The organism is Cryptosporangium aurantiacum (assembly GCF_900143005.1).
GTDB classification, from domain to species: domain Bacteria; phylum Actinomycetota; class Actinomycetes; order Mycobacteriales; family Cryptosporangiaceae; genus Cryptosporangium; species Cryptosporangium aurantiacum.
Genome location: NZ_FRCS01000012.1, coordinates 180,521 through 202,031 on the forward strand (window position 1 = coordinate 180,521; position 21,511 = coordinate 202,031).

At 71.6% G+C, this 21,511-nt stretch carries 20 protein-coding genes; 5 read left to right on the forward strand and 15 right to left on the reverse strand.

The window, feature by feature from the left end; translation table 11 throughout:
* Nucleotides 1-255: 255 nt before the first annotated feature.
* Entirely contained in the window at nt 256-2,148 is a 1,893-nt protein-coding gene (locus tag BUB75_RS32255; protein ID WP_073262354.1) for a serine/threonine-protein kinase, read from the forward strand.
* 24 nt (nt 2,149-2,172) lie between these two features.
* Here BUB75_RS32255 and hemB read toward each other — a convergent pair whose 3' ends face one another.
* The 6 genes from hemB to BUB75_RS32285 form a co-directional block, all read right to left on the reverse strand.
* A complete protein-coding gene (gene hemB, locus BUB75_RS32260; protein ID WP_084741957.1) occupies nt 2,173-3,225 on the reverse strand; it encodes a porphobilinogen synthase in 1,053 nt (350 codons plus the stop codon).
* A 102-nt stretch (nt 3,226-3,327) separates the two neighbouring features.
* Nucleotides 3,328-4,902 (reverse strand): bifunctional uroporphyrinogen-III C-methyltransferase/uroporphyrinogen-III synthase, encoded by a 1,575-nt coding sequence (locus BUB75_RS32265; RefSeq protein ID WP_073262356.1) that lies wholly within the window; start codon nt 4,900-4,902, stop codon nt 3,328-3,330.
* Nucleotides 4,899-5,840, reverse strand: a complete 942-nt coding sequence (hemC, locus tag BUB75_RS32270; RefSeq protein WP_073262358.1) for a hydroxymethylbilane synthase — start codon at nt 5,838-5,840, stop codon at nt 4,899-4,901. Before hemC ends, BUB75_RS32265 begins: the two co-directional genes overlap by 4 nt.
* On the reverse strand, nt 5,837-7,201 hold the full coding sequence (locus BUB75_RS32275; RefSeq protein ID WP_073262360.1) for a glutamyl-tRNA reductase: 1,365 nt from the start codon (nt 7,199-7,201) through the stop codon (nt 5,837-5,839). Before BUB75_RS32275 ends, hemC begins: the two co-directional genes overlap by 4 nt.
* A 43-nt stretch (nt 7,202-7,244) precedes the next feature.
* Nucleotides 7,245-8,039 (reverse strand): redox-sensing transcriptional repressor Rex, encoded by a 795-nt coding sequence (locus BUB75_RS32280; protein WP_084741958.1) that lies wholly within the window; start codon nt 8,037-8,039, stop codon nt 7,245-7,247.
* A gap of 283 nt (nt 8,040-8,322) precedes the next feature.
* Nucleotides 8,323-8,571: a glutaredoxin family protein gene (locus BUB75_RS32285; RefSeq protein ID WP_073262362.1), complete on the reverse strand. Its 249-nt coding sequence runs from the start codon at nt 8,569-8,571 to the stop codon at nt 8,323-8,325.
* A 488-nt stretch (nt 8,572-9,059) separates the two neighbouring features.
* Between BUB75_RS32285 and BUB75_RS45675 the strand changes: the two genes are divergently transcribed.
* The 3 genes from BUB75_RS45675 (at nt 9,060) to BUB75_RS32300 (ending at nt 12,807) form a co-directional block, all read left to right on the forward strand.
* Nucleotides 9,060-10,271 (forward strand): ECF subfamily RNA polymerase sigma factor, BldN family, encoded by a 1,212-nt coding sequence (locus tag BUB75_RS45675; protein ID WP_143175535.1) that lies wholly within the window; start codon nt 9,060-9,062, stop codon nt 10,269-10,271.
* A gap of 133 nt (nt 10,272-10,404) precedes the next feature.
* Nucleotides 10,405-11,769, forward strand: coding sequence for a DUF5667 domain-containing protein (locus tag BUB75_RS32295; protein WP_143175536.1), 1,365 nt, complete (start codon nt 10,405-10,407; stop codon nt 11,767-11,769).
* Nucleotides 11,770-11,928: 159 nt separating this feature from the next.
* On the forward strand, nt 11,929-12,807 hold the full coding sequence (locus BUB75_RS32300) for an HAD family hydrolase (protein WP_073262366.1): 879 nt from the start codon (nt 11,929-11,931) through the stop codon (nt 12,805-12,807).
* Between the two features lie 47 nt (nt 12,808-12,854).
* Here the strand turns inward: BUB75_RS32300 and BUB75_RS32305 are convergent, their stop codons facing one another.
* The 9 genes from BUB75_RS32305 to BUB75_RS32345 form a co-directional block, all read right to left on the reverse strand.
* On the reverse strand, nt 12,855-13,049 hold the full coding sequence (locus BUB75_RS32305; protein ID WP_073262368.1) for a hypothetical protein: 195 nt from the start codon (nt 13,047-13,049) through the stop codon (nt 12,855-12,857).
* Between the two features lie 35 nt (nt 13,050-13,084).
* A complete protein-coding gene (locus BUB75_RS32310) occupies nt 13,085-14,479 on the reverse strand; it encodes a lysophospholipid acyltransferase family protein (protein ID WP_084741960.1) in 1,395 nt (464 codons plus the stop codon).
* A 78-nt stretch (nt 14,480-14,557) separates the two neighbouring features.
* On the reverse strand, nt 14,558-15,658 hold the full coding sequence (locus BUB75_RS32315) for an NAD-dependent epimerase/dehydratase family protein (protein WP_073262370.1): 1,101 nt from the start codon (nt 15,656-15,658) through the stop codon (nt 14,558-14,560).
* Between the two features lie 20 nt (nt 15,659-15,678).
* Nucleotides 15,679-15,777 carry a 30S ribosomal protein bS22 gene (locus tag BUB75_RS32320; RefSeq protein WP_003948845.1) on the reverse strand — a complete coding sequence of 33 codons (99 nt, stop codon included), beginning with the start codon at nt 15,775-15,777 and terminating at the stop codon, nt 15,679-15,681.
* Nucleotides 15,778-16,238: 461 nt separating this feature from the next.
* On the reverse strand, nt 16,239-16,445 hold the full coding sequence (locus BUB75_RS32325; protein WP_425430909.1) for a helix-turn-helix domain-containing protein: 207 nt from the start codon (nt 16,443-16,445) through the stop codon (nt 16,239-16,241).
* A gap of 300 nt (nt 16,446-16,745) precedes the next feature.
* Entirely contained in the window at nt 16,746-17,549 is an 804-nt protein-coding gene (gene proC / locus BUB75_RS32330; protein ID WP_073262372.1) for a pyrroline-5-carboxylate reductase, read from the reverse strand.
* A 21-nt stretch (nt 17,550-17,570) separates the two neighbouring features.
* Complete coding sequence (locus BUB75_RS32335) at nt 17,571-18,491, reverse strand: proline dehydrogenase family protein (RefSeq protein WP_073262374.1); 921 nt, start codon at nt 18,489-18,491, stop codon at nt 17,571-17,573.
* 239 nt (nt 18,492-18,730) lie between these two features.
* Nucleotides 18,731-19,579: a sugar phosphate isomerase/epimerase family protein gene (locus tag BUB75_RS32340; protein WP_073262376.1), complete on the reverse strand. Its 849-nt coding sequence runs from the start codon at nt 19,577-19,579 to the stop codon at nt 18,731-18,733.
* A 48-nt stretch (nt 19,580-19,627) separates the two neighbouring features.
* Nucleotides 19,628-20,614 carry a Ppx/GppA family phosphatase gene (locus BUB75_RS32345; protein WP_073262378.1) on the reverse strand — a complete coding sequence of 329 codons (987 nt, stop codon included), beginning with the start codon at nt 20,612-20,614 and terminating at the stop codon, nt 19,628-19,630.
* 101 nt (nt 20,615-20,715) lie between these two features.
* Here BUB75_RS32345 and BUB75_RS32350 point away from each other — a divergent pair, with 101 nt between their 5' ends.
* Entirely contained in the window at nt 20,716-21,504 is a 789-nt protein-coding gene (locus BUB75_RS32350; protein ID WP_073262380.1) for a DUF3109 family protein, read from the forward strand.
* Nucleotides 21,505-21,511: the final 7 nt, after the last annotated feature.

Consider the following 21,511-nt stretch of genomic DNA (forward strand, 5'->3'; position numbering starts at 1 on the left):
CCGGCATCACACCGTCCGGATGTGTCCGGAACCGGTCAGGCAGGTAGATCAGACCCCGTCGCACCCCCTGTCGCGGTGGTGAAACTTGACCCGAGCGGCAACGATGGACCACAGGGCCCGGGGCCGGCGGCGAACGGGCCCCGGGCTTACCGGGGAAGGAGCCGCAGGTTGAATTCTTTTCGACCGACCCGTGCGAACGGCGCTCAGCCTACGGAAATACGTGAGGTTGAAAAGAGTTCATCGAGTGCGCCGACAGTGGGCCAGCTCGGGCAGTACCGGCTGGTCGGAGTGCTCGGGACCGGCGGGATGGGGACGGTGTACCTGGGCCGGTCGCCGGGCGGACGGCTCGTGGCGGTCAAGGCCGTGCACGGGCACCTCGCGCTCAACCCGGACTTCCGCATCCGCTTCCGCCGCGAGGTCGCGCTGGCCCAGCGGGTCGGCGGGCCGTTCACCGCCGCGATGCTCGACGCCGACCCCGACGGGGACCCGCCGTGGCTCGCGACCGAGTACATCCGGGGCCAGTCGCTGGCCCAGGTCCTGAACGAACACGGCGCGCTGCCCGAGGACACGGTCCGGGCGCTGGCCGCGGGCCTGGCGGAAGCGCTGCAGGTCATCCACGCTGCCGGGGTCGTCCACCGCGACTTGAAGCCGTCGAACGTGCTGCTGTCGGAGAACGGCCCGCGGGTGATCGACTTCGGGATCGCGAAGGCCGTCGAGGGCATCGATCTCACCGGCGACGGGCCGCTGCTCGGTACGCCCGGCTACATGTCGCCCGAGCACCTCGCCGGTGCGCCACTGGCGCCGAGCAGCGATGTGTTCTCGCTGGGTGCCGTGCTGGCGCACGCCGCGACCGGCGTCGCGCCGTTCGGGGCGGGGCAGTCGTTCGCGGTCGCCAACCGGGTGGCCACCGCGCCGCCGGACCTGTCCGGGCTGCCGCCGGGGCTCGCCGAGCTGATCGGCCGCTGCCTGGCCAAGGAGCCGACCGAGCGTCCGTCGCTGGACTGGATCGTGCGGCAGGTCGGCTCGTTCGCCGACCAGGACAGCTGGCTCCCGTCCGAGGTGGGGAACGCGATCCGGCACCGGCCGGCGGCGACGCGGCCGTTCACGAACGCCGATGCCCCGCCGCCCGGTGCACGGCCCGGTGCGCGGCCCGCCGCACCGGCCGCGTCCGACGAGGAGCCACCGGACTTGGTGGCGTACCTGGCCGACCGCTTCTCGCGCCGCGCGGGTGGTCCCCCGATCGAGATCGGCGCCGCCCGTACTCCGGCCCCGGCACGCGCCACCGCAGCCGCCGGGGCCGCCGCAGCGGCGCCCGAGGCGCCGCCCGCGCAGGTCGGTCTGGCCAAGCTGAAGGAGGGCGCGGCGCGCCTCCAGGGGGCAGCCGCCCGCCTGCGCGCGGCCACCGCCCGTCCCCCGGAGGCCGCTCCCCCGCCGGGAGTCGTGCGGCCGGGAGCAGGGCGGCCGGGAGCGGGGCCGTCGGGAGCGGGGCCGCCGGGCGCCGTGCCGCCGCCCGGGGGCGTGCCGCCGCAGCAGCGCGCGCCCTGGAACCCGAACGGCGTGCCGCAGGCCCGCACTGCGGCGCCGCCGCTACGCGCTCCCCGACGCGTGCCGTGGCAGCGCCTCCAGTGCCCGCCGGTGGGCACCGCCACCGGGCGCAAGGTCTGGAGCCGCTGGCTGCTGGTGCTGATCCTGCTGGGTCTGCTCGACGCGATCGCACAGGCGCCGTTCGTCCGGCAGCTGTTCGTCGACGGCGGGCTGACCGAGCCGTCCTGGCTGTCCCGCGCGTTCGAGACGAGCACGGCTATCGACCGGCAGACGTCCTGGCTCCCCGACCCGGCCACGAGCTGGATCACGGCCGACGGCACCGCCGACCCCGGTACGGTGGCGAGTCGACTGGCGGCGGTACCTCTCACGTTGCTGATCTGCGTCGCGCTGATCCGCCGCGGGGGCACCACGAACTGGATGATGTGGGCCAAGACCGCGGCCGGGTGGATCGGGACGCTCATCGCGGCGTTCCTGATCCTGCGCTACCTGGCGACCGGCTTCGCATCCCTGCTCTGGGCCGTGGCGACGCTCCAGTGGGGGCTCTTGTTCGTCTTCCCCCCGCTGGCGTTCCTCACCATCCGCGCCGCCGGATCCCCGCGCTAGGGTCCCCGCGCTAGGGTCCCCGCGCTAGGAGATCAGCGCCGCAGCCTCGGTGGCCCAGTAGGTGAGGACGAAGTCGGCGCCGGCGCGGCGGGCGCCGATCAGCGTCTCGAGCATGACCTGCTCGCGGTTGATCCAGCCGTTCGCCGCCGCAGCCTCGACCATCGCGTACTCACCGGAGACCTGGTACGCGGCCACCGGCACGTCCACCGCGTCGGCGACCTGCCGCAACACGTCGAGATACGGCAGCGCCGGCTTCACCATGATGATGTCGGCGCCCTCGGCGACGTCGAGCGCCACCTCGCGCAGCGCCTCGGCGGCATTGGCCGGGTCCTGCTGGTAGGTCTTGCGGTCGCCCTGGAGCTGCGATTCCACCGCGTCGCGGAACGGCCCGTAGAAGCCGGACGCGTACTTCGCGGCGTAGGCGAGGAGAACGGTGTCGGTGTGCCCGGCAGCGTCCAGCGCCGCCCGCACCACGCCGACCTGGCCGTCCATCATTCCGGACAGCCCGAGCACGTGCGCTCCGGCATCCGCCTGCCCGACCGCCATCTCGGCGTACCGCAGCAGCGTGGCGTCGTTGTCGACCGAGCCGTCCGCAGCCAGGATCCCGCAGTGACCGTGGTCGGTGAACTCGTCCAGGCAGAGGTCGCTCATCACGACCGTGTCGTTGCCGACCTCGGCGATCACGTCGGCGATCGCGTCGTTCAGCACCGCGTCGGTGGTGCCGCAGTGGTCGCGCTCGGTCGGGACGCCGAACAGCATGATCCCGCCGATGCCGGCCTGCACGGCGTCGGCGGCGGCCTTGCGCAGTGAGTCGCGCGAGTGCTGGAACACACCCGGAAGCGACCGAATCGGTCGCGCCTCGTGCAGGCCTTCCTTGACGAACAGCGGAAGCACCAGGTCGGCGGGGTGCAGACGGACCTCGGAGACCAGCCGTCGCATGGCCGGGCTCTGCCGCAGCCGCCGCGGGCGGACGGTCGGGAACCCGCCACCGCCGCCGCTGCTGCCCGGCGATAGGCCGGGGCAGAGCTTCTCGAGCGAGGGCGCGCCTGCGATGGTCCGCCGCAACGTTCCGCTCATCGATCTCCCTCTCCCGGCTGCGTCCTTCCACCATGCATGACGCAGCCCTGCGTTTGTTGGTTCAGTTGACGTTCCGTGCGTCACCTGAACCGGTACTGCTCCTTACCGGGCGAGCCGCCCGGCCGTCGGTCCCTGTGCCTTCGCGCCGCGCCGCGGCTTGGTCGGCAGCGCCGCGAGCTTCTCCCGGAGCTCCAGCGCGTACTCGGCCAGCGACTCCACCAGCGACGGCACGTTCGCGGTCTCCGGCTGCACGTCGACCCGCAGGCCGAGCTCGCGGGCGGTGTCCGCAGTCTTCGGTCCGATGCAGGCCACGACCGTGCGCGCGTGCGGCTTGCCGGCGATCCCGACCAGGTTCCGGACGGTCGACGACGAGGTGAACAGCACCGCGTCGAAGCCACCCGACTTGATCGCGTCGCGGATCGGCGCGGGCGGCGGAGCGGCCCGGACCGTGCGGTAGGCGGTGACGTCGTCGACCTCCCACCCACGCTCGATCAGACCGGCGGCGAGCGTCTCGGTCGCGATGTCGGCGCGCGGCAGCAGGATCCGGTCGATCGGGTCGAGCACCTCGTCGTACGGCGGGAAGTCGGCGAGCAGACCGTCGCTCGACTGCTCACCGCTCGGCAGCAGCTCCGGCCGGACGCCGAACGACTGCACGGCCGCCGCGGTGGCGTCGCCGACGCAGGCGATCTTCACGCCGGCGAACGCACGAGCGTCCAGGCCGAACTCGGCGAACTTCTCCCAGACCGCCTTCACCGCGTTGGTCGAGGTGAAGATGACCCACTCGTAGCGGCCGGTGACCAGGCCCTTGATCGCCCGCTCCATCTGCGCCGGGGTCCGGGGCGGCTCGACGGCGATCGTCGGCACCTCCTCCGGGATCGCGCCCCAGCCGCGCAGCTGCGCGCTCATCGCACCGGCCTGCTCCTTGGTGCGCGGCACCAGGACCTTCCAGCCGTAGAGCGGACGCGACTCCCACCAGGAGAGCTTGTCGCGCAGGCCGACACCGGCGCCGATCGAGACGACGAGCGTGCCGTAGAGGCCGATCGCCGCGTCGACGATGCCGTCGAGCGTGGAGACCGAGGTGGACTGCGTGTCAGTGGTGCCGTCGCCGGTCACCAGCACGGTCGCCTGGCCACTCATGCCCGCGGCGAGCAGCCCGTCACGGACGGCGGGCAGGTCACCGGCGTCCAGCGTCAGCGTCAGCGAGCCGGGCACGGCGACCATCGCGTCGAAGTCGAGCGCGGTGACGTCCCGCACCTCGACGGTCGTCCGCAGACCGCCGGTCGGCGCACCGGCGTAGCCGGTGACACCCTCGGCCAGCGGCACACCGGGCACCACCTCGAACGGCACCGACGTGCGGGCGACCGCCTGCACCTCGCGGACGATCGACTCCGCGGTCAGCGGGTCGCCGGCGACCAGGCGGGCCACCGTGCGGCCGGAGCGGGCTCCGGACAGCAGGACCTTCGCGATGTCGCCCGCCGCGCCCTCGGCGACGCTCACCTCGACCTCCGCTGGCGCGGCGGCGACCACCGCGGCCAGGAGCGGGGCCGGAAGTGACCGGTCGTGCAGGATGTGGTCGGCGTCAGCGACGGCATCGAGCGCACGCCGGGTCAACAGCCCCGGGTCGCCGGGGCCTGCCCCGACGAACGTGATCCGGCCAGTCGTGGAGCGACGGGTCATGCGGTTCTCCCCATCAGGGTGTCGGCGCCGGAAGCGAGGAGGTCAGCAGCGAGCTGCCGACCCACCGTCTCGGCGTCGGTGTGCAAACTGTCGTGCGGGTCGGGGACGGTGATCGTCCGTGCGTCGGTCAGGACGGTGGTGCCGTCCAGCGACGCGACCCTGGCCCGCAGGGTGAGTTCAGTGGTACCGGCGGTCGCCCAGGCCGCAACCGGGGCACTGCATCCGGCCTCGAGCGTGGCGAGCAGCGTCCGCTCAGCGACGACCTCGGCGCGAGCACCTGAATCTTCGAGCGTGCCGAGCAGTTCGACCAAATCGGCGTCGTCGGCGCGGCACTCGATCGCGAGCGCGCCCTGCGCCGGTGCGGGCACGACGACGTCGGGGTCGAGAGCCTCGGTGATCTCGGCGGCCCGGCCGAGGCGGGTGAGGCCGGCCACCGCGAGCACGACCGCGTCGAGCTCGCCGCTGCTGACCTTGCCCAGCCGGGTGTCGACGTTGCCGCGGATCGGCACGCAGACCACGTCCGGGCGTGCGGCCAGCAGCTGGGCGATCCGGCGCGGCGCACCGGTGCCGATGCGTGCGCCGGCCGGCAGCTTCTCCAGCGTCAGGCCGTCCCGGGCGATCAGCGCGTCGCGGGTGTCGGCGCGGACCGGCACCGCCGCGATCGTCAGCCCCTCGGCGGCCGCCGTCGGCAGGTCCTTGTACGAGTGGACCGCGAAGTCGATCTCGTCGGCGAGCAGCGCGTCCCGCAGCGCCGAGACGAACACCCCGGTGCCGCCGATCTGCGTCAGCGGCGTGGTGCGGTCGCGGTCACCGTCGGTGCTGATGTGCACCAGCTCGACCGCGCGGCCGGTGGCCGCGGTGAGCGCGGCGGCGACGTCGCCGGACTGGGCCAGCGCGAGCTTCGAGGCCCGCGTACCCAGGCGCAACGGCCTGCTCATCCGGACACCTCGCTCTCGCTCACGATCCAGGGGTTGCCGTCGACGACGCTCTCCGAGCCGACCGGCTCGACGGTGACCGCGGCAGCCGGCCGCGCGTGTCCGTCGAGCAGGAACAATTCCCGGACCGCCGCAGCGTAGCGGTCTCCGCCAGGGGCCGTAGCCAGCTCTTTCATCCGCACGGTCGGCGTGTGCAGGAGCGTCGACACCACCCGGCGCACGGTCTTCTCCACCTCGCGGCGGGCGGCGTCGTCGAGGTCGGGCAGCCGGGAGTGCAGCCGATCGAGTTCACCCGCGACGACCTGGTCGGCTCGGGCACGCAGCGCGACCACGGTCGGTGCGACCTCGGTCGACCGCTGCCAGGCAGCGAACGCCTCGACCTCGTTCTCGACGATCGACGCCGCGGCGTCGACGGAGGTGGTCGCGGGCTCGTGGGCCAGCGCGGCGGTGAGCGCCTCGATGTCCAGCACGACGACGCCCGGCAGCATGTCGACCGCGCGCTCGGTGTCGCGCGGCACCGCCAGGTCGAGGATCGCCAGGTCGGCCGCGTTCGGCCCGCGTGCCTCTAGCGCTGCGGAGACGTCCTGGTACGTGAGCACGGCCTCGGTCGCGCCGGTCGCGGTCACGACGACGTCCGCCTCGGCCAGGGCCGCCCGGATCTCGGTCAGGTCGCCACCGCGCCCGCCGACGCCCGCGGCGACGCGGTGGGCGGTCTCCGGGGTGCGGTTCAGGACCGTGATGTCGCCGATGCCGTCGCGGCGGAGCGTGGCGGCGGCGAGCGCCCCCAGGGAACCGGCGCCGACGACCAGTGCGCGGCGGCCGGACAGCGAGCCGACCCGCTCGGAGCCCAGCCGGAGCGCGGCGGTGACCACCGACTGACCGGCGTGGTCGATGTCGGTGTCGGTGTGGACGCGCTTGCCGACCCGCAGGGCCTGCTGCATCACCTCGTGCAGCATCCGGCCCGGTGCGCCGTGGCCGTCCGCGGCGTTGTAGGCCTCGCGCATCTGGCCGAGGATCTGCGGCTCGCCGACGACGAGCGAGTCCAGCCCGGACACGACCGTGAAGAGGTGCCGCACCGCGGCGTCCGCGTAGTGGACGTAGAGGTGGTCGGCGAGTTCGGCGATGTGGACGCCGGTGCGGGCGGACAGCACCTGCCCGATCTCGTGCAGCGCGCCGTGGAACGTGTTGACCGCGGCGTAGACCTCCACCCGGTTACAGGTGGAGAGCACGACCGCCTCGGCGACGTGCGCACCACTGATCAGCTCGGCCAGCACGCCACCGAGTTCCGGGGACGGCACCGAGGCTCGTTCCAGCAGGCGCACCGGCGCGGTGCGGTGGTTGAGACCGACGACGACAACGCTCATGCCAGGTGCACGCTCCGCTCGGGGCTCCCGGTTCGATACAGGCTCACTGACCGACGACCTCCCGGGCATCGACTCGGGGAGCCGGCAGTGGCGTCACGGTGCCGCTGGCGGCCGACGGCACCGTGTTGCTGCCGTTGACACCCGTTCCGTTCACACCGGATCGGCCCCCGGCGCTGTCCGCCTTCCGCTGCTCGTGGAAGGAGAGGATCTGCAGCTCCAGCGCGAGATCGACCTTGCGGACGTCGACCCCGTCGGGGACCTGCAGGACGCAGGGGGCGAAGTTCAGGATGCTGGTGACCCCCGCCTCGACCAGCCGATCGGCCACCTCTTGGGCGGCGTCGGACGGCGTGGAGATCACCCCGATGGAGACCTGCTCCTCGTCGACGACCCGGGGAAGGTCGTCGATGTGGCGGATGTCGAGGCCCGCGATGCGCTCGCCGACGCGCTCGGCGTCCGCATCGAAGAGGGCCGCGATCCGGAAGCCACGGGAGGCGAAGCCGGCGTAGCCGGCCAGCGCGTGACCGAGGTTTCCGACCCCGACCAGGACGACGGCCCAGCGCTGGGTGAGCCCGAGCGCGCGGGAGATCTGGTCGACCAGGAGCGCGACCTCGTAGCCGACCCCACGGGTGCCGTAGGAGCCGAGGTGGGAGAGGTCTTTGCGGAGTTTCGCGGAGTTCACGCCCGCCGCGACCGCCAGCTCCTCGGAGGACACCGTGTCGTGGCCGGCGTCGGCGAGCGCGTGCAGCGCCCGCAGATAGACCGGGAGCCGGGCGACCGTCGCTTCGGGCACACCGCGGGTACGACCCGCGGCGCGGATGCGCGGACGATCTCCGGACATCGGTCTCCTCGACGGTGCGGACGCCGACTGATGGTCGCGCGATCGGTACGCCCCGGAACCGCTACCTGGACCCGGCGCGGTAACAGCGCTTAGCCCTCACCGTAGCCGCTTGTGAACGCCTGCACAAAGTCGACACCGCAGGCCAGAGCCTCGGTGACGAGCAACACAAACACCAAGAGTGTTGAAGAAGTCACAGAACGCTAGTTCGACGCTGGTTAACCCGACGGTAACCCGACCGGGCCCGCGACCCAGCGTCACTGTCGCCTTGTCGTCACCACCGCGGTCAGCGCGCGAGGTCGCGGAGCAGGCGAGCCTCCTCGACCCGCCAGAAGCCGTGCTCCTTGCCGTCGAGCAGGACGACCGGCACCCGGTCGCCGTATTCGTAGGCCAGCTCGGGGTCGGCATCGACGTCCACCTCGTCCCAGCCGACGCCGGTCTCGGACGCGATCCGCACCAGCACGTCCTTGGCGTCGTCACAGAGGTGGCACCCGACCCGGGTCAGCAGCGTCACGGTGTGATCGGTCGCCGCCATCTCACCCTCGATCGATCGTGGTCCGGAATGGACCGTCACTCGGTCCGTCGCCGGAAAGTCTGCCACGTAGCCCCATCGCCGGAGCGTCCGTCACCAGAGAGACGAGCGAGAACTCCCGGTCGTTCCGAGCACCGACGGACGTTCGGGGGCCAATCGTGGAACTACTGGCGCGGCACTGCCCCCCGTACGGGGGCTGTGACTAACTTTTGCAACTCTGAGTGGCGCGACAGTGCCAGGATGTGCCGCAGTGCATGACAAGGGGGCCGGAATGGAAGAAATGTCGTGGTGTGTGCGTCCCCGACGCGGCGAGAGCCTTGGGGAAAGTATGATCTCTGCGTTATCAGTCATGTACTTGCTGTAGTCGGTCCGTCCGGACGTCGTCCGGCCGGCGGGCTCGCCACTTCTGGGGCACCGCTGGTGACCGCTTGGCGGAGGCCGTCGCTCACGGCCTCCCGGGCGGGCTCGGCGGGCCACGTGGGGGGACGAGCATGATCGGCGGGACGGTGGGGTACGGCGCGTTGCCGGGCGGCATCGAGCTGGAACTCGACCTCTCCGATCTCCGGCAAGCGCTCGCGGACCTTCGGGAACGCACCGGCCTGCGCAGCCGCACCGGCTTGGGCGGGCTCGGCCTCGGCCTGGGCGGCAGCCTGGGCGGTGGCTTGCGTTGCCTGACCGGGCGACGGGAACCGACCCGGATCCCGTGGGCTCGCCGTGCCGAGCACGCGGGGCCGCTGGACGCCGACAGCACCCCGACCGCAGCGCTACCCCTACCGACGTTGCCCCCCGCCGGCACCCAGGCGGGACCGGTCCTGCCCGCGCAGCCGGGTGTCGAACCGCCGCCCGGCGGCCCCGACACCCCCGGCGCCCAGGGCGAACCGCACCGCGCCGATCCGCGGCCGGGGCGGCCGTCCTCGCGCGCGCTGCGCAACCCGGCCCAGCGCCGCCCGGTCGATTCGGAGACCGGGGGCACGGTCGTGGTCGGGCGACCACCCGGCGGAGCCGGTTCGGGCGGACCACCAGGCCAGGAGCCTCCGGGCCACGACGGCCCTGACCGCGACGACCAGCCCGGTTACCGCGTTCCCGGCCCGACCAGGGGCCGACGTTCGGCCGAGCGACCCGCGCCCGAGACGCACGATGAGGACGAGGACGTCTGGGACCTGGTGCGCCAGGCACAGGCCGGCGACGCGAGCGCGTTCGCGCGGATCTACGACCGGTACTTCGACACGGTCTACCGGTACATCTCGTACCGGATCGGCTCCCGCACCGTCGCGGAGGACCTGACCAGCGAGGTCTGGCTCCGCGCGCTGCGGCGGATCGGCAGCGTCACCTGGCAGGGCCGCGACCTCGGCGCCTGGCTGGTCACGATCGCCCGGAACCTGATCGCCGACCACTACAAGTCGGCGCGGGCCCGGCTCGAGGTGACCACCGCCGACATGCTCGACGCCGACGACGAGGCACCGGGTCCGGAGGGCCGCCCCGAGGCCGAGGTGATCACCCGGCTGGACAACGCGACGCTGCTGGACGCCGTCCGTCGCCTCAACCCCGAGCAGCAGGAGTGCATCACGCTGCGGTTCCTCCAGGGCCTGTCAGTGACCGAGACCGCGCAGATCATGGGCAAGAACGACGGGGCCATCAAGGCACTGCAATACCGGGCAGTACGGACACTCGGCCGGTTGCTCCCGGAGGGATTCACTCCGTGAGGGTTCCGAACCGACGCGCCCCCGTAACCCCGGGGCGGCGCGGCGCGTTATCCGGTGTGCCGAGGCGATGGTGTCCTCGGCACCGGCAGCGGACGGCCGGGACGTGGGGGGCGGAGAGGAGGTGCCCACGGTGATGTTGAGCCCAGCGGAACGCCGACGAGCGCGGGACTTCAACGCGAGGGTGTCGGCCCGCCGTGGTGCCGAGCGCCGTTCTGCCGACCGGACCGCCGACCGCGCCGGCGAGCGCCGCACGATCGACCACCCCGGTCGCTCACGACATACCGGCCAGCACGCGGCCGGTCAGCACGCGGCGCCGCCGCACCCGATCGGCGTCCATCGCGCCCCGGCCGGACGCGGATCGGACGAGGTCAGCGACCTGGTGCTCCTCGCCGAACGGCTCGGGAGCGCGGGCGAGCAGGTCAAGGCGGACGACGAGTTCCGTAACCGGCTGCGGCAGCGGCTCATCGCGGTGGCCTCGGTGCACGGCATCAACGCCGAGCCCGGGTTCCGGCCGCCCCCTTCCGTCGACGTCGAGCCCGGCACACGCACGTTCCCGCTGGGCCGGCGGCGGATCCCGCGCCGCGTCACGGTGGTCAGCGGGACGCTGGCCGGGCTGGTCGCGCTGTCCGGGGTCGGATTTGCCAGCGGCGGTGCCAACCCCGGCGACGCGCTCTACGGCGTCAAACGGAGCCGTGAGGCCGCACAGCTCACGCTGGCCCGCTCCGCGGTCGCCCGCGGGCAGCTCCACCTGGACTTCGCGCGCAACCGGCTGCAGGAGGCCGCCGCGGCCACCGGCGACCTCGCCCAGCTCGGCCGGTTGCTCGACGACATGGACAGCGACAGCCGGCTCGGGATGTCCGACCTCGGCACCGCAGCCACCACCCAGCACCACCCCGCGCCGCTCGATCTGGTGGACGAGTTCGTGGTGTCGCAGCGCCGGGGGCTGACCCGGATCGAGAAGGCGCCCGGAGCGGCACCCGCGGTCGTGCGCCGGATACACGCCTCGCGCGCCCTGCTCGAACAGATCAGCGTCCGCTCGTCCCAGGTCCGTGAGGTCCTGCACTGCACCGGGCCGTTCAACCGGGACGAGCTCGGGCCGATCGCACGCCCGTGTTCGGACACCTCCGCCGACGAATCCCGGATACCCTCGGACGAGCCGGCACCGCCGAGAGTTCCGTGGACCGAGAGTTCCCGGTCGGACAGCTCGGACCGCACGTCCGAAACGCCGACCACCGCACCAACTGGCAGCGCAGCCAGCACCGGCCGGGTCTCCCCCGGAGCCGCAGGCCGGAAGTCCTCCGCAGCCGTCACCGACGACGACTGGGAATCCGACCCGTCGAGTGCTGCGGAAAACCTGATCCCGCAGTCCGGATCGATCCTCCCCTCGCCGAGCACCGGGTCACCGACCGACTCGCTGATCGGCTCCGCGGACCAGACCGTCGACAGCATCGTCGGCAGCGCGCTCACCAGTGACGTCGGAGAGGCAGGCCGGGACTGAACGGGCCGCCCCGGACGTTCATTCTGCGGGCCCGCACGCCTCACGTTCTGTTGCCCCGACCGGCACAGAGCCGTTCAGGCAGCCGCCCGTAAACTGGGGCGCGGTCGCCCCCAGGGTCTACAGGCGCGTTTCTGCACGTCAGTGTTTCGGAGGTAGCGCGTGATCACGCTCACTAAGCGACGCCGCCGCAAGGACGCTCTGGCGGTCGTCGCCGGCGCCGCGAGCGCAGCCGCCGCCGAGGTGGAAGCACCGGCCCAGGTGGCGCCGGACCTTAGTGCTGCGGCGTTCTTCGACGTCGACAACACGATGATGATGGGCGCGTCGATCTATCACTTCGCCCGTGGCCTCGCCGCGCGGAAGTACTTCAGCAGCCGCGACCTGTTCGGGTTCGCGGTGCAGCAGATGCGGTTCCGGATGTCCGGCGTCGAGGACGCCGCCAACATGGTGACGGCCCGCCAGGCCGCGCTCGCGTTCGTCGCCGGACGCGACGTCACCGAGATCGTCGGCCACGCCGAGGAGATCTACGACGAGGTCATGGCCAAGCGGATCTGGTCCGGCACCCGGGCGCTGGCCCAGATGCATTTGGACGCCGGTCAGCGGGTCTGGCTGGTCACCGCGACGCCGGTCGAGCTGGCAAGCATCATCGCCCACCGGCTCGGGCTCACCGGCGCACTCGGCACCGTCTCCGAGGTCGTCGACGGCAAGTACACCGGCCGTCTGGTCGGTGAGCCGCTGCACGGTCCGGCGAAGGCGGAGGCCGTGCTCTCGCTGGCGCGCCGCGAGGGCCTCGAGCTGCCTCGCTGCACGGCGTACAGCGACTCGGTCAACGACGTCCCGATGCTCAGCACGGTCGGCACCGGCGTGGCGATCAACCCGGACTCGGCGCTGCGCCGCGAGGCCCGGGAGCGTGGCTGGCAGGTGCGTGACTACCGCACCGCCCGCAAGGCCGCCAAGGTCGGCGCCCCGGCCGTGGCCGCCGCCGGCGTCATCGCCGGCGGCGTAGCGGGCACTCTCGCCATGCGCCGAAAGATCGCCTGAAGCGCTGAACATTCTGTGCCCCTGGAGGGGCACAGAATGTTCATTGCTCAGAGGCCGGTGTCCGGGGTGGGGCGGGTGTCGTCGGATTCGGCGGCGGCGCGGGCGCGCTGCACTTCGGCCAGCGCGTCTCCGCCGGTTGCGTCGTCGCCCTGACCGTCACCGGAGTAGGTGGCCATCGCGTCCCGCACGTCCTTCGGAGTCACCCGGCGGGTCGTGCCCTGTTCGTTCGCGTTGTCGGTCATGACCGGACGTTTACCCAGCTCGGGCACGAGCTAACTCACCCGAAGACGCTGCGCCGCCGCATGAGCAGTTGGTAGAGCATCTGCTGGATGGTCTCCCGCACCTGGTCGGTGAGGTTGAACACCTGCATCGGGTCGTCCGCGCCGGACGCCAGATCCGAGGTCTCGATCGGCTCCCCGAACTGGATGTACCACTTCGACGGCAGCGGGACCACGCCCAGCGGCCCGAGCCACGGGAACGTCGGGGTGAGCGGGAAGTACGGCAACCCGAACATCCGTGCGATGACCTTGGCGTCCCCGATCTTCGGGTAGATCTCCTCGGCGCCGACGATCGCGCACGGGATGATCGGCGCCTTCGTGGCCAACGCCGCCGACACGAACCCGCCCCGACCGAACCGCTGCAGCTTGTACCGCTCGCTGAACGGTTTGCCGACGCCCTTGAACCCCTCTGGGAAGACGCCGACCAGCTCACCGCCGGACAGCAGCCGCTCGGCGTCCGGCTGGCAGGCCAGCGTGCTGCCGGACTTCCGCGCCAGCTCACCGACGAACGGCATCTGGAACACCAGGTCGGCGCCGAGCAGCCGTAGGTTCCGGTGCGCCGGGTGGCGGTCGAGGAGCCCGAGCTGCAGCATCGTCGCGTCCACCGGGATCGTGCCGGAGTGGTTGGCCACCACGAGCGCGCCGCCGGTGTCGCTGATGTGCTCCAGGCCGGAGATCTCGACCCGGAACCACTTCTCGTAGATCGGGCGCAGCGCCGGTGCCAGCACCGAGGTCGCGAACTCGGGGTCGAACCCGAACTCGTCGGTCTCGTACTCGCCGGTGAGCCGACGGCGGAGGAAAGCGAGCGCTCCGGCGACCCGCCGGTCCCAGACGTCTCCCTCGGGCCCTGCCGTCGGCGCCTGACGCGTACCCGCAGCGTCGTCCTTCGCCGGGTGGGCCTTCGGGGTCGCCGCCCGCCCGTTAGCGCTCGCCGTGCCCCGACCCGCGCCGTTACCGCTCGCCGTGCCCCTGCCCGCGCCAGCCGCCTTCTTCACGGCGACCTTCTTCACGGTCCCGCCGGCCGCGGTCGTGCCGGACGCACTGCGCCCCTTGGCCGCCGTACTGCGGCCCTTCCCTGCCGTGCCGCGGCCCGTGCCGGCGGTGCTGCGTCCAGTGCCCGCCGTGCCGCGGCCGGAGCCCGGGGTCGTGCGCCGTCGCGGTGCGGGCTTGTCCGCGCCCTGCGGGGGGATGACGGCCGCTTCCACGGTCACGGCCTCACCGGCGGCTCGCCGATCGGCGTCCGCGTCGGCGGTGATTCCTTCGTCGGTGGCCACCACAGGTTCGGTGGGAAGCGTCGGGTCGGCGGCGTCGTCCACCTCGATCGGAGCGTGCTGTTCGGTGCGCTGAGCACGGGACGCGCCGCCGTCGAAGGGGATGATCTGGGCGTCGGGCATCTGCGGCACTCCTTGCCAACCGGGGGTCTCGCCCTACCGGGTTCCACCAGGGTCGGGGGCCATACGTCGGGGAGCAGCTCAGGATCGGGGGGCGCCGGACCGGACCGACTCGACCAGGCGGCGAGCCGCCGACCAGCGCGTCCGCAGCCCCCGTTCGACCGCGCTCAGGTTCTCGGCGGACAACAGGGACGCGAGATCGCTGCCGCGGACAAAATCGTCGAACGCCGCCGCGGTCGTGAACGCCGGGGTGAGCCCGAACTCCTGCTGGAGCCGGGAGATGTCGACGACGCGGCCGTACGTGAGCAGCCGCGTCTGTTCGGGGGAGAAGTCGATCGAGCCGGCCTGCCGCACGACCATCCCGAGGTAGGGGGCGGTGATCGACGGCACCGGCAGCTGGACCCGCCCGGCCCGGCGAATCGCCTGCGACAGCAGCAGCGACCCGGGTCCGGCGACGTTGTACGTACCGGGGTGGTCCTCGAGCACGGCGCGGCAGAGCGCGTCGAGACCGTCCTCGACGTGCAGGAACTGGAGCCGGGCGTCGTAACCGAGCACGGTCGGCACCACCGGCAGCGCGAAGTACCTCGCCAGCGGCGTGTCGATCCGCGGGCTGAGCATGTTCGCCAGCCGCAGGGTCGTGACGATGACGTCCGGACGCCGCCGGGCGAACCCGCGGACGTACCCTTCGACCTCGGTCGCGTCCTTGGCGTAGCCGCTCGGGGGGCTCTGCTTCGCCTGGATGTTCTCGGTGAACACCGCCGGATCACGCGGCGAAGCCCCATAGACGGCTGTCGACGACCGCACGACGAGCTTCCGGACCGTCGGCGCCTTCTGGCACGCCGCGAGGAGCTGCATCGTGCCGATGACGTTGAGCTCTTTCATCGACGCCCGCCCGCCGAGACCGGCCGGAGTCGCGAGCACGCTCATATGGACGACGGTGTCGACACCGGCGTCGGCGATGACCTTCGCGATCAACGGGTTACGGATGTCGGCACGCACGAATTCCGTGCGGCCGATCCGCTCTGCCGTCTCCGCGTCCGGCGCCACGGTGTCGACGCCGAGTATCCGCTCGATACTCGGGTCGGCCGCGAGACGGGCGGCAAGACGACCGCCGAAGTACCGGCTGACGCCGGTGACCAAGACAACCCGGGGCAGACCCGGCGGTGTTTCCTCTGCCGGCATGCTGCCTCCCCGGGTGCGGCCTACTTCTTGTTGCGACGCTGAACGCGGGTCCGCTTCAGGAGCTTGCGGTGCTTCTTCTTCGCCATCCGCTTGCGGCGCTTCTTGATGACCGAACCCATACGACTTCCTCAATGTTCTTCGTACGACGATAGAGAGACGGAAGTACACCCTATCTTGAGCCGGCCCGACTGCCCTGCCCGGGCTGCTGTCGCCCGCGCCGGACCCCCTCCGCGGGAGTCGCCGAGCGTGCCGCTCGTCGTACCAAAAGTGAGCCTAGGCCGGACATGCCAGACCCGCGACCCGAACCCTGAATGCCACTAGTCACACGACTACGGCACTGGAGCCCACACGAAGAAGCCGTGGGGGTGGAGGTAGGGGGCCTCCACGCCACCACGGCCGATTCGTGGACGGCTCACGCCGCCCGGTCAGGCCAGGTTCCCCCACCCGGAGCGGAGGTTGCAGCGGACTCCCCGGCCGCTACTGCCCCTCTCCGGGTCGGAGCCGTCAGATGAACTCTTTTCAACCTCACGCCTCCTCCAAGGTCACCGCGACCTCGGAGAGTCGGTCGAAAAGACTTCACTCAGGCGGTGTCGGTGAACGCGTCGCGAAGATACTCGTGCACTGCACGCTCGGGCACTCGGAACGAGCGACCGACCCGTACTGCGTTCAGCTCTCCTGAATGGACGAGCCTGTACACGGTCATCTTCGAGACTCGCATCAACGTCGCCACCTCAGCGACGGTGAGGAACCTGACATCGGACAAATTCGACGGTCCTGCCATTGCCATACGACCCACCTCACCCGGGCACGTATCGGGTGCCGGCTTCCCCTCCGGCACGGTGGTCACGCACGTGCTCCTAGTAGAGTAACGGTGCAAGTGGGAGCGAGCGATACCCTCAGCAACTCTGCCTATGCTGATCGCAACATTCCTTGGGATTTCATCCGAGTTTGCCCCACTTTAGACCGTCCGAATTCATGTTTTGTCATGTCCCGGACAGCTCGATCCGCCCCACGAATCGCCCTGAGGACCCTCGGATTCGGCCCTCGGCAGCCCCACTGGACACTCCGGACCCCCGAGTTCGCTCGCTCAGTAGAGGCGACCCAACTCAGTGGAGCGGTCTCGGGCGGCCTCGATCGCATCGAGTAGCGCAGCCCGAACCCCGTGCCGCTCAAGCTCCCGGATAGCCGCGATCGTCGTCCCGCCCGGCGACGTGACCGCCTCGCGCAGCTGCACCGGGTGCTGTCCGCTGTCCCGCAGCATCGTCGCGGCGCCGAGCGCACTTTGGACGATCAGGTCCGCCGCCACCTCGCGGGAGATCCCGAGCAGTATCCCGGCGTCGATCATCGCCTCCACAAGGAAGAAGAAGTACGCGGGACCGGAGCCGGACAGCGCGGTCACCGCGTCCTGTTGCGACTCGGGCAGCCGGCGGACCTTCCCGACCGGCCGCAGCAACGCCTCCGCCGCGGCCAGGTGCTTCTCCTCGGCGTGCGCTCCTGCGGACAGGACGCTCATCGCCTCGTCAACCAGCGCAGGCGTGTTCGGCATCACCCGGATCACCGGGACGCCGTCCGCGAGCCGCTGCTCGTAGTACTTGGTCGGGATCCCCGCCGCCACCGAGACGACCAGTTGGTCCGGCCCGACCAGCGGCGCCAGCGTGTCCAGCAGCACCCCGACGTCCTGCGGCTTCACCGCGATGATCAGCGTCCGGGCGTGCGCGACCGCGTCGGCCGGGGAGACCGCCCGCACGTCGTAGCGCTCGAGCAGGAACTTCGCCCGCTCCTCGGAGCGCTCGACGACGACGATCTCTTCCGGCGCCCGGCCGGCCCGCCGCAGGCCGGAGAGCAACGCCTCGCCGAGCTTGCCCGCACCGAAGATCGCCAGCGTGTCCACAGGAGTTTCCTTCCAGCTTGTTCAGCGACTCGAGACCAGCGACCGGGCGAACAACGCCAGGTACGCCGGACGCTCCGCGAGGCGGCGCATCAGGTAGGGGTACCAGTCCCGCCCGTAGGGCACGTAGATCCGCACCGTATAGCCGTACCGGGCGAGCCTGCGCTGCTCGTCGGTCCGCACCCCGTGGAGCATCTGGAACTCGAACGTGTCCGGCGTCCGGTCGTACCAGCGGGCCCGTTCCTCGCCGATCGCGACCAGACGGGGGTCGTGCGTGGCCAGCATCGGGTACCCGTCACCGGCCATCAGGACGTTCAGGCAGCGGACGTACGACCGATCGACGTCCAGCGCGTTCTCGAACCCCACCGACTCCGGTTCCGCGTAGGCGCCCTTGCAGAGCCGCACGCGCGACCCGGCGTAGGCCAGGTCACGGCAGTCGGTCTCGGTTCGCCGCAGGTACGCCTGCAGCACGGCGCCGGTGGACGGGTAGTCGGCCCGCAGCGCGGCGAGCGTGTCGAGCGTCAGGTCGGTGGTGGTGTGGTCCTCCATGTCGAGGGTCACGGTCGTTCCCACCGCCGCGGCGGCCTGGCAGATCTTGCGGGCGTTCTCGGTCGCCAGCTTGGCGTCCAGACGCTGGCCGACGGCGGAGAGCTTCACGCTCACCTCAGCTGGTGGTGCGACGCCTGCGGTGGCCAGCGCATCGAGCAGCCCGCAGTAGGCCGCGGTGGTCGCCGCCGCGCCGGCCTCGTCCTCGGTGTCCTCACCCAGGTGGTCGAGCGTGACGGTCAGGCCGTCGGCGATCAGCTCCCGGCTGATCCGGACCGCATCGGTGGCCTCATCGCCTGCCACGTACCGGGCGACCAGGCTTCGGGCGACCGACGCGTTGGTTACCAGGCGTTCGACGGTCGGGGTTCGAGCCGCCGCGAGGATCGCCGTTCGAAGCATGGCTGGAGCCTAACGCGGGCTCCTGGGCGGCCCTGCTCAGGAGATGCCCGCGCCGACACCCGCAAAAAGACCAACGCCCCCGGACGGGTGGGTATCCCGGTCCGGAGGCGAGGTTTGGGGCGCCTTGGTGGGGCGTCCTTCAAAAGAGTACGAGCGTCCTACGAAATCTGCACGACATCGGGGGTGATCGTCGCAACATGTGAGACTCGCGGTCGAACCGCCGAGGTGTGCAGTGTGTGCTAGACCGTGCCCAGATGAGCGGCCGGCGCCGCCGGTGCGGCCAGGTGCAGCCTGGCGAACGCCAGCGACTCGGCCAGGTCGGCCTCGCGCTGCTCACGCTCGAGCCCGCGGGTCGAGACCTCCACCACGACCGAACCGCTGAAGCCCCGGCCGGCCAGCCGTTCGAGCACGGTTCCGCAGGGCTGGTCGCCCCGCCCGGGGACCAGGTGCTCGTCCCGGAACAGCCCGCTGCCGTCGCCGAGATGCACGTGCGCCAGCCGCCCGTCCATCCGGTCGAGCAGCGCGAGCGCGTCGGTGCGCGCGACCGCGGTGTGCGAAGTGTCCAGCGTGAAATGCCGGTACGACGCCGAGGTCGGGTCCCAGTGCGGCGCGTACGGGATGAACTCGCGACCACGAGCTCGCAGCGGATACATGTTCTCCACGGCGAACTTCACCGGGGTCTCGGCGCCCAACTGCTCGATGCCTTGGACGAAATTCCGCGCGTAGTCGCGCTGCCACCGAAAGGGCGGGTGCACGACGACCGTCTCGGCGCCGAGCACCTCCGCGGCCTCCTTGGACCGACGCAACCGCTCCCAGGGGTCGGGGCTCCACACCCGCTGGGTGATGATCAGGCACGGCGCATGGATCGCGAGCACCGGGAGCGCGTAACGCTGCTGCAGGTCACGGAGCGCGTCGATGTCCTGGCTGACCGGGTCGGTCCACACCATGACCTCGATGCCGTCGTAGCCCAGCGCAGCAGCGAGTTCGAACGCCGCCGGAGCAGTCTCTGGGTACACCGAGGCGGTGGAGAGCCCGACTTTCGCGGCCGGAACCCGAACCGTCTGCGGTGTGTCGCCTTCCCTGGTCACTCCATCCAGGGTAGCCCCCGGCCGTTTCCGGCAGCGGCCCCGTCTCGCTCAGGCGTTGGCCGGTCGGCGGTCGGTGACGACCTCCGGAAGCGAAGGATCTTGTATGCCGCTGTCCAGCCAGTCCAGACGCTGCAGGATCACGCCCTCACGGAGCGCCCAGGGGCAGATCTCGACCTGGGTCAAGCCGAGCCGCCGCATGGCCGCCTCGGCGACGACCGCTCCGGCGAGCAACTGGTGCGAGCGGCCCGCGCTCACGCCCTCCAGTTCGGCGAGGTCGGTGGCGGAGATCCGGGAGATGAACTCGGTGATCTGGCGGAGGCCGTCGACGGTCAGTACCCGGCGGACGCGTGGCCCGGCCGCGGACGGCGCTGCGCCGGACAACCGGGCCAGCGTCCGAAAGGTTTTGGACGTGGCCACCGCACGGTCGATCTCGCCGGCCTCGGAAACCCCTTCGGCCACCGGGTCGAGCGTGCTGTCGACGTACTCGCGGAGCTCGGCGATCTCCTTGCGCTTCGGCGGATCGTCGGTCAGGCGCTCCCGGGTCAGCCGCCCGGCGCCCAGCGGCACCGACAGCGCCAGCTCCGGGCTCTCGTCGACGCCGACCGCGATCTCCAGCGACCCACCGCCGATGTCCAGGCAGAGCAGGCGCCCGGCCGACCAGCCGAACCAGCGCCGCACCGCGAGGAACGTCAGCCGCGCCTCGTCGTCACCGGAGAGGACGGAGAGGCCGACACCGGTCTCCTTCCGCACCTTCTCCAGCACCTTCTCGCCGTTGCGCGCCTCGCGGATCGCCGAGGTGGCGAACGCCAGCAGGTGATCGACATCGAGCCGACGCGCCGCCTCCTTCGCCGACGCGACGGCGTCCAGCAGGGAGTTCGCGCCCTTGTCGGAGAGCTTGCCGTTGTTGCCGACCGCTTCGGCCAGCTTCAGGACCGACTTCTCCGAGTAGGCCGGCGTGGGGTGGCCACCCCGGCGGGCGTCGACCACGAGCAAATGAACGGTATTCGAACCGACGTCCAAGACCCCCAGGCGCATCCCTGAACGGTACGCCCTGGTTCGTGCCGCCTACGGCCTGGTCACCCACTGTTCACCGGCACCCGTACGCTGGGATCGTGGCCCGTACGGTGCAACTCCCGATGCCCCGCCCGCGCGACGCGGAGGTCGGGCTCGATTTCCCTCGCGAGTGGTTGGAACTGATCGACCCCGCCGACCCGGAACACGTCGTCAAAGCCGACCTGACCTGGTTGCTCTCCCGATGGACGTGCATTTACGGCGTCGGCTGTCACGGGGTGGTCGAGGGCCGTGCGGAGACCGGATGCTGCAGCCACGGCGCCTTTTTCACCGACGAGGACGACGTCACACGCGTCGCCGCGTTCGTGCGGGACCTCGGCCCGGCGGACTGGCAGTTCTACCGGCCGGGCGACGCCGACGCGTGGACCGAACGCGACTCGGTGGGCGACGAGGACGACCGGCTGCGAACCGCGGTTGTGGACGGCGCCTGCCTGTTCCACAACCGCGAGGGCTTCCCGGGCGGAGCCGGGTGTGCGCTGCACGCGTTGGCGCTGCGTACCGGGCGGCACCCGCTGGAGACCAAACCCGACGTCTGCTGGCAGCTGCCGGTACGCCGGGAGCAGGAGTGGGTGACGCGTACCGACGGCACCCAGGTCCTCGTCGACACGCTCGGGGAGTTCGACCGACGCGGCTGGGGCGAGGGTGGACACGACCTGCACTGGTGGTGCACGTCCGCGCCCGAGTCCCACGTCGGCGCCGAGCCGCTCTACCTGACGTACGGGCCGGAGCTGACCGCGCTGATCGGCGCGAGCGCCTACGCGGAACTGGCGCGGCTCTGCGCCGCCAGGGAGTCGCGCGGTCTGATCGCACCCCACCCCGCCACCGTCGAAGCCTCCCGCCTCGCCGGGGAGTGACGCGAGG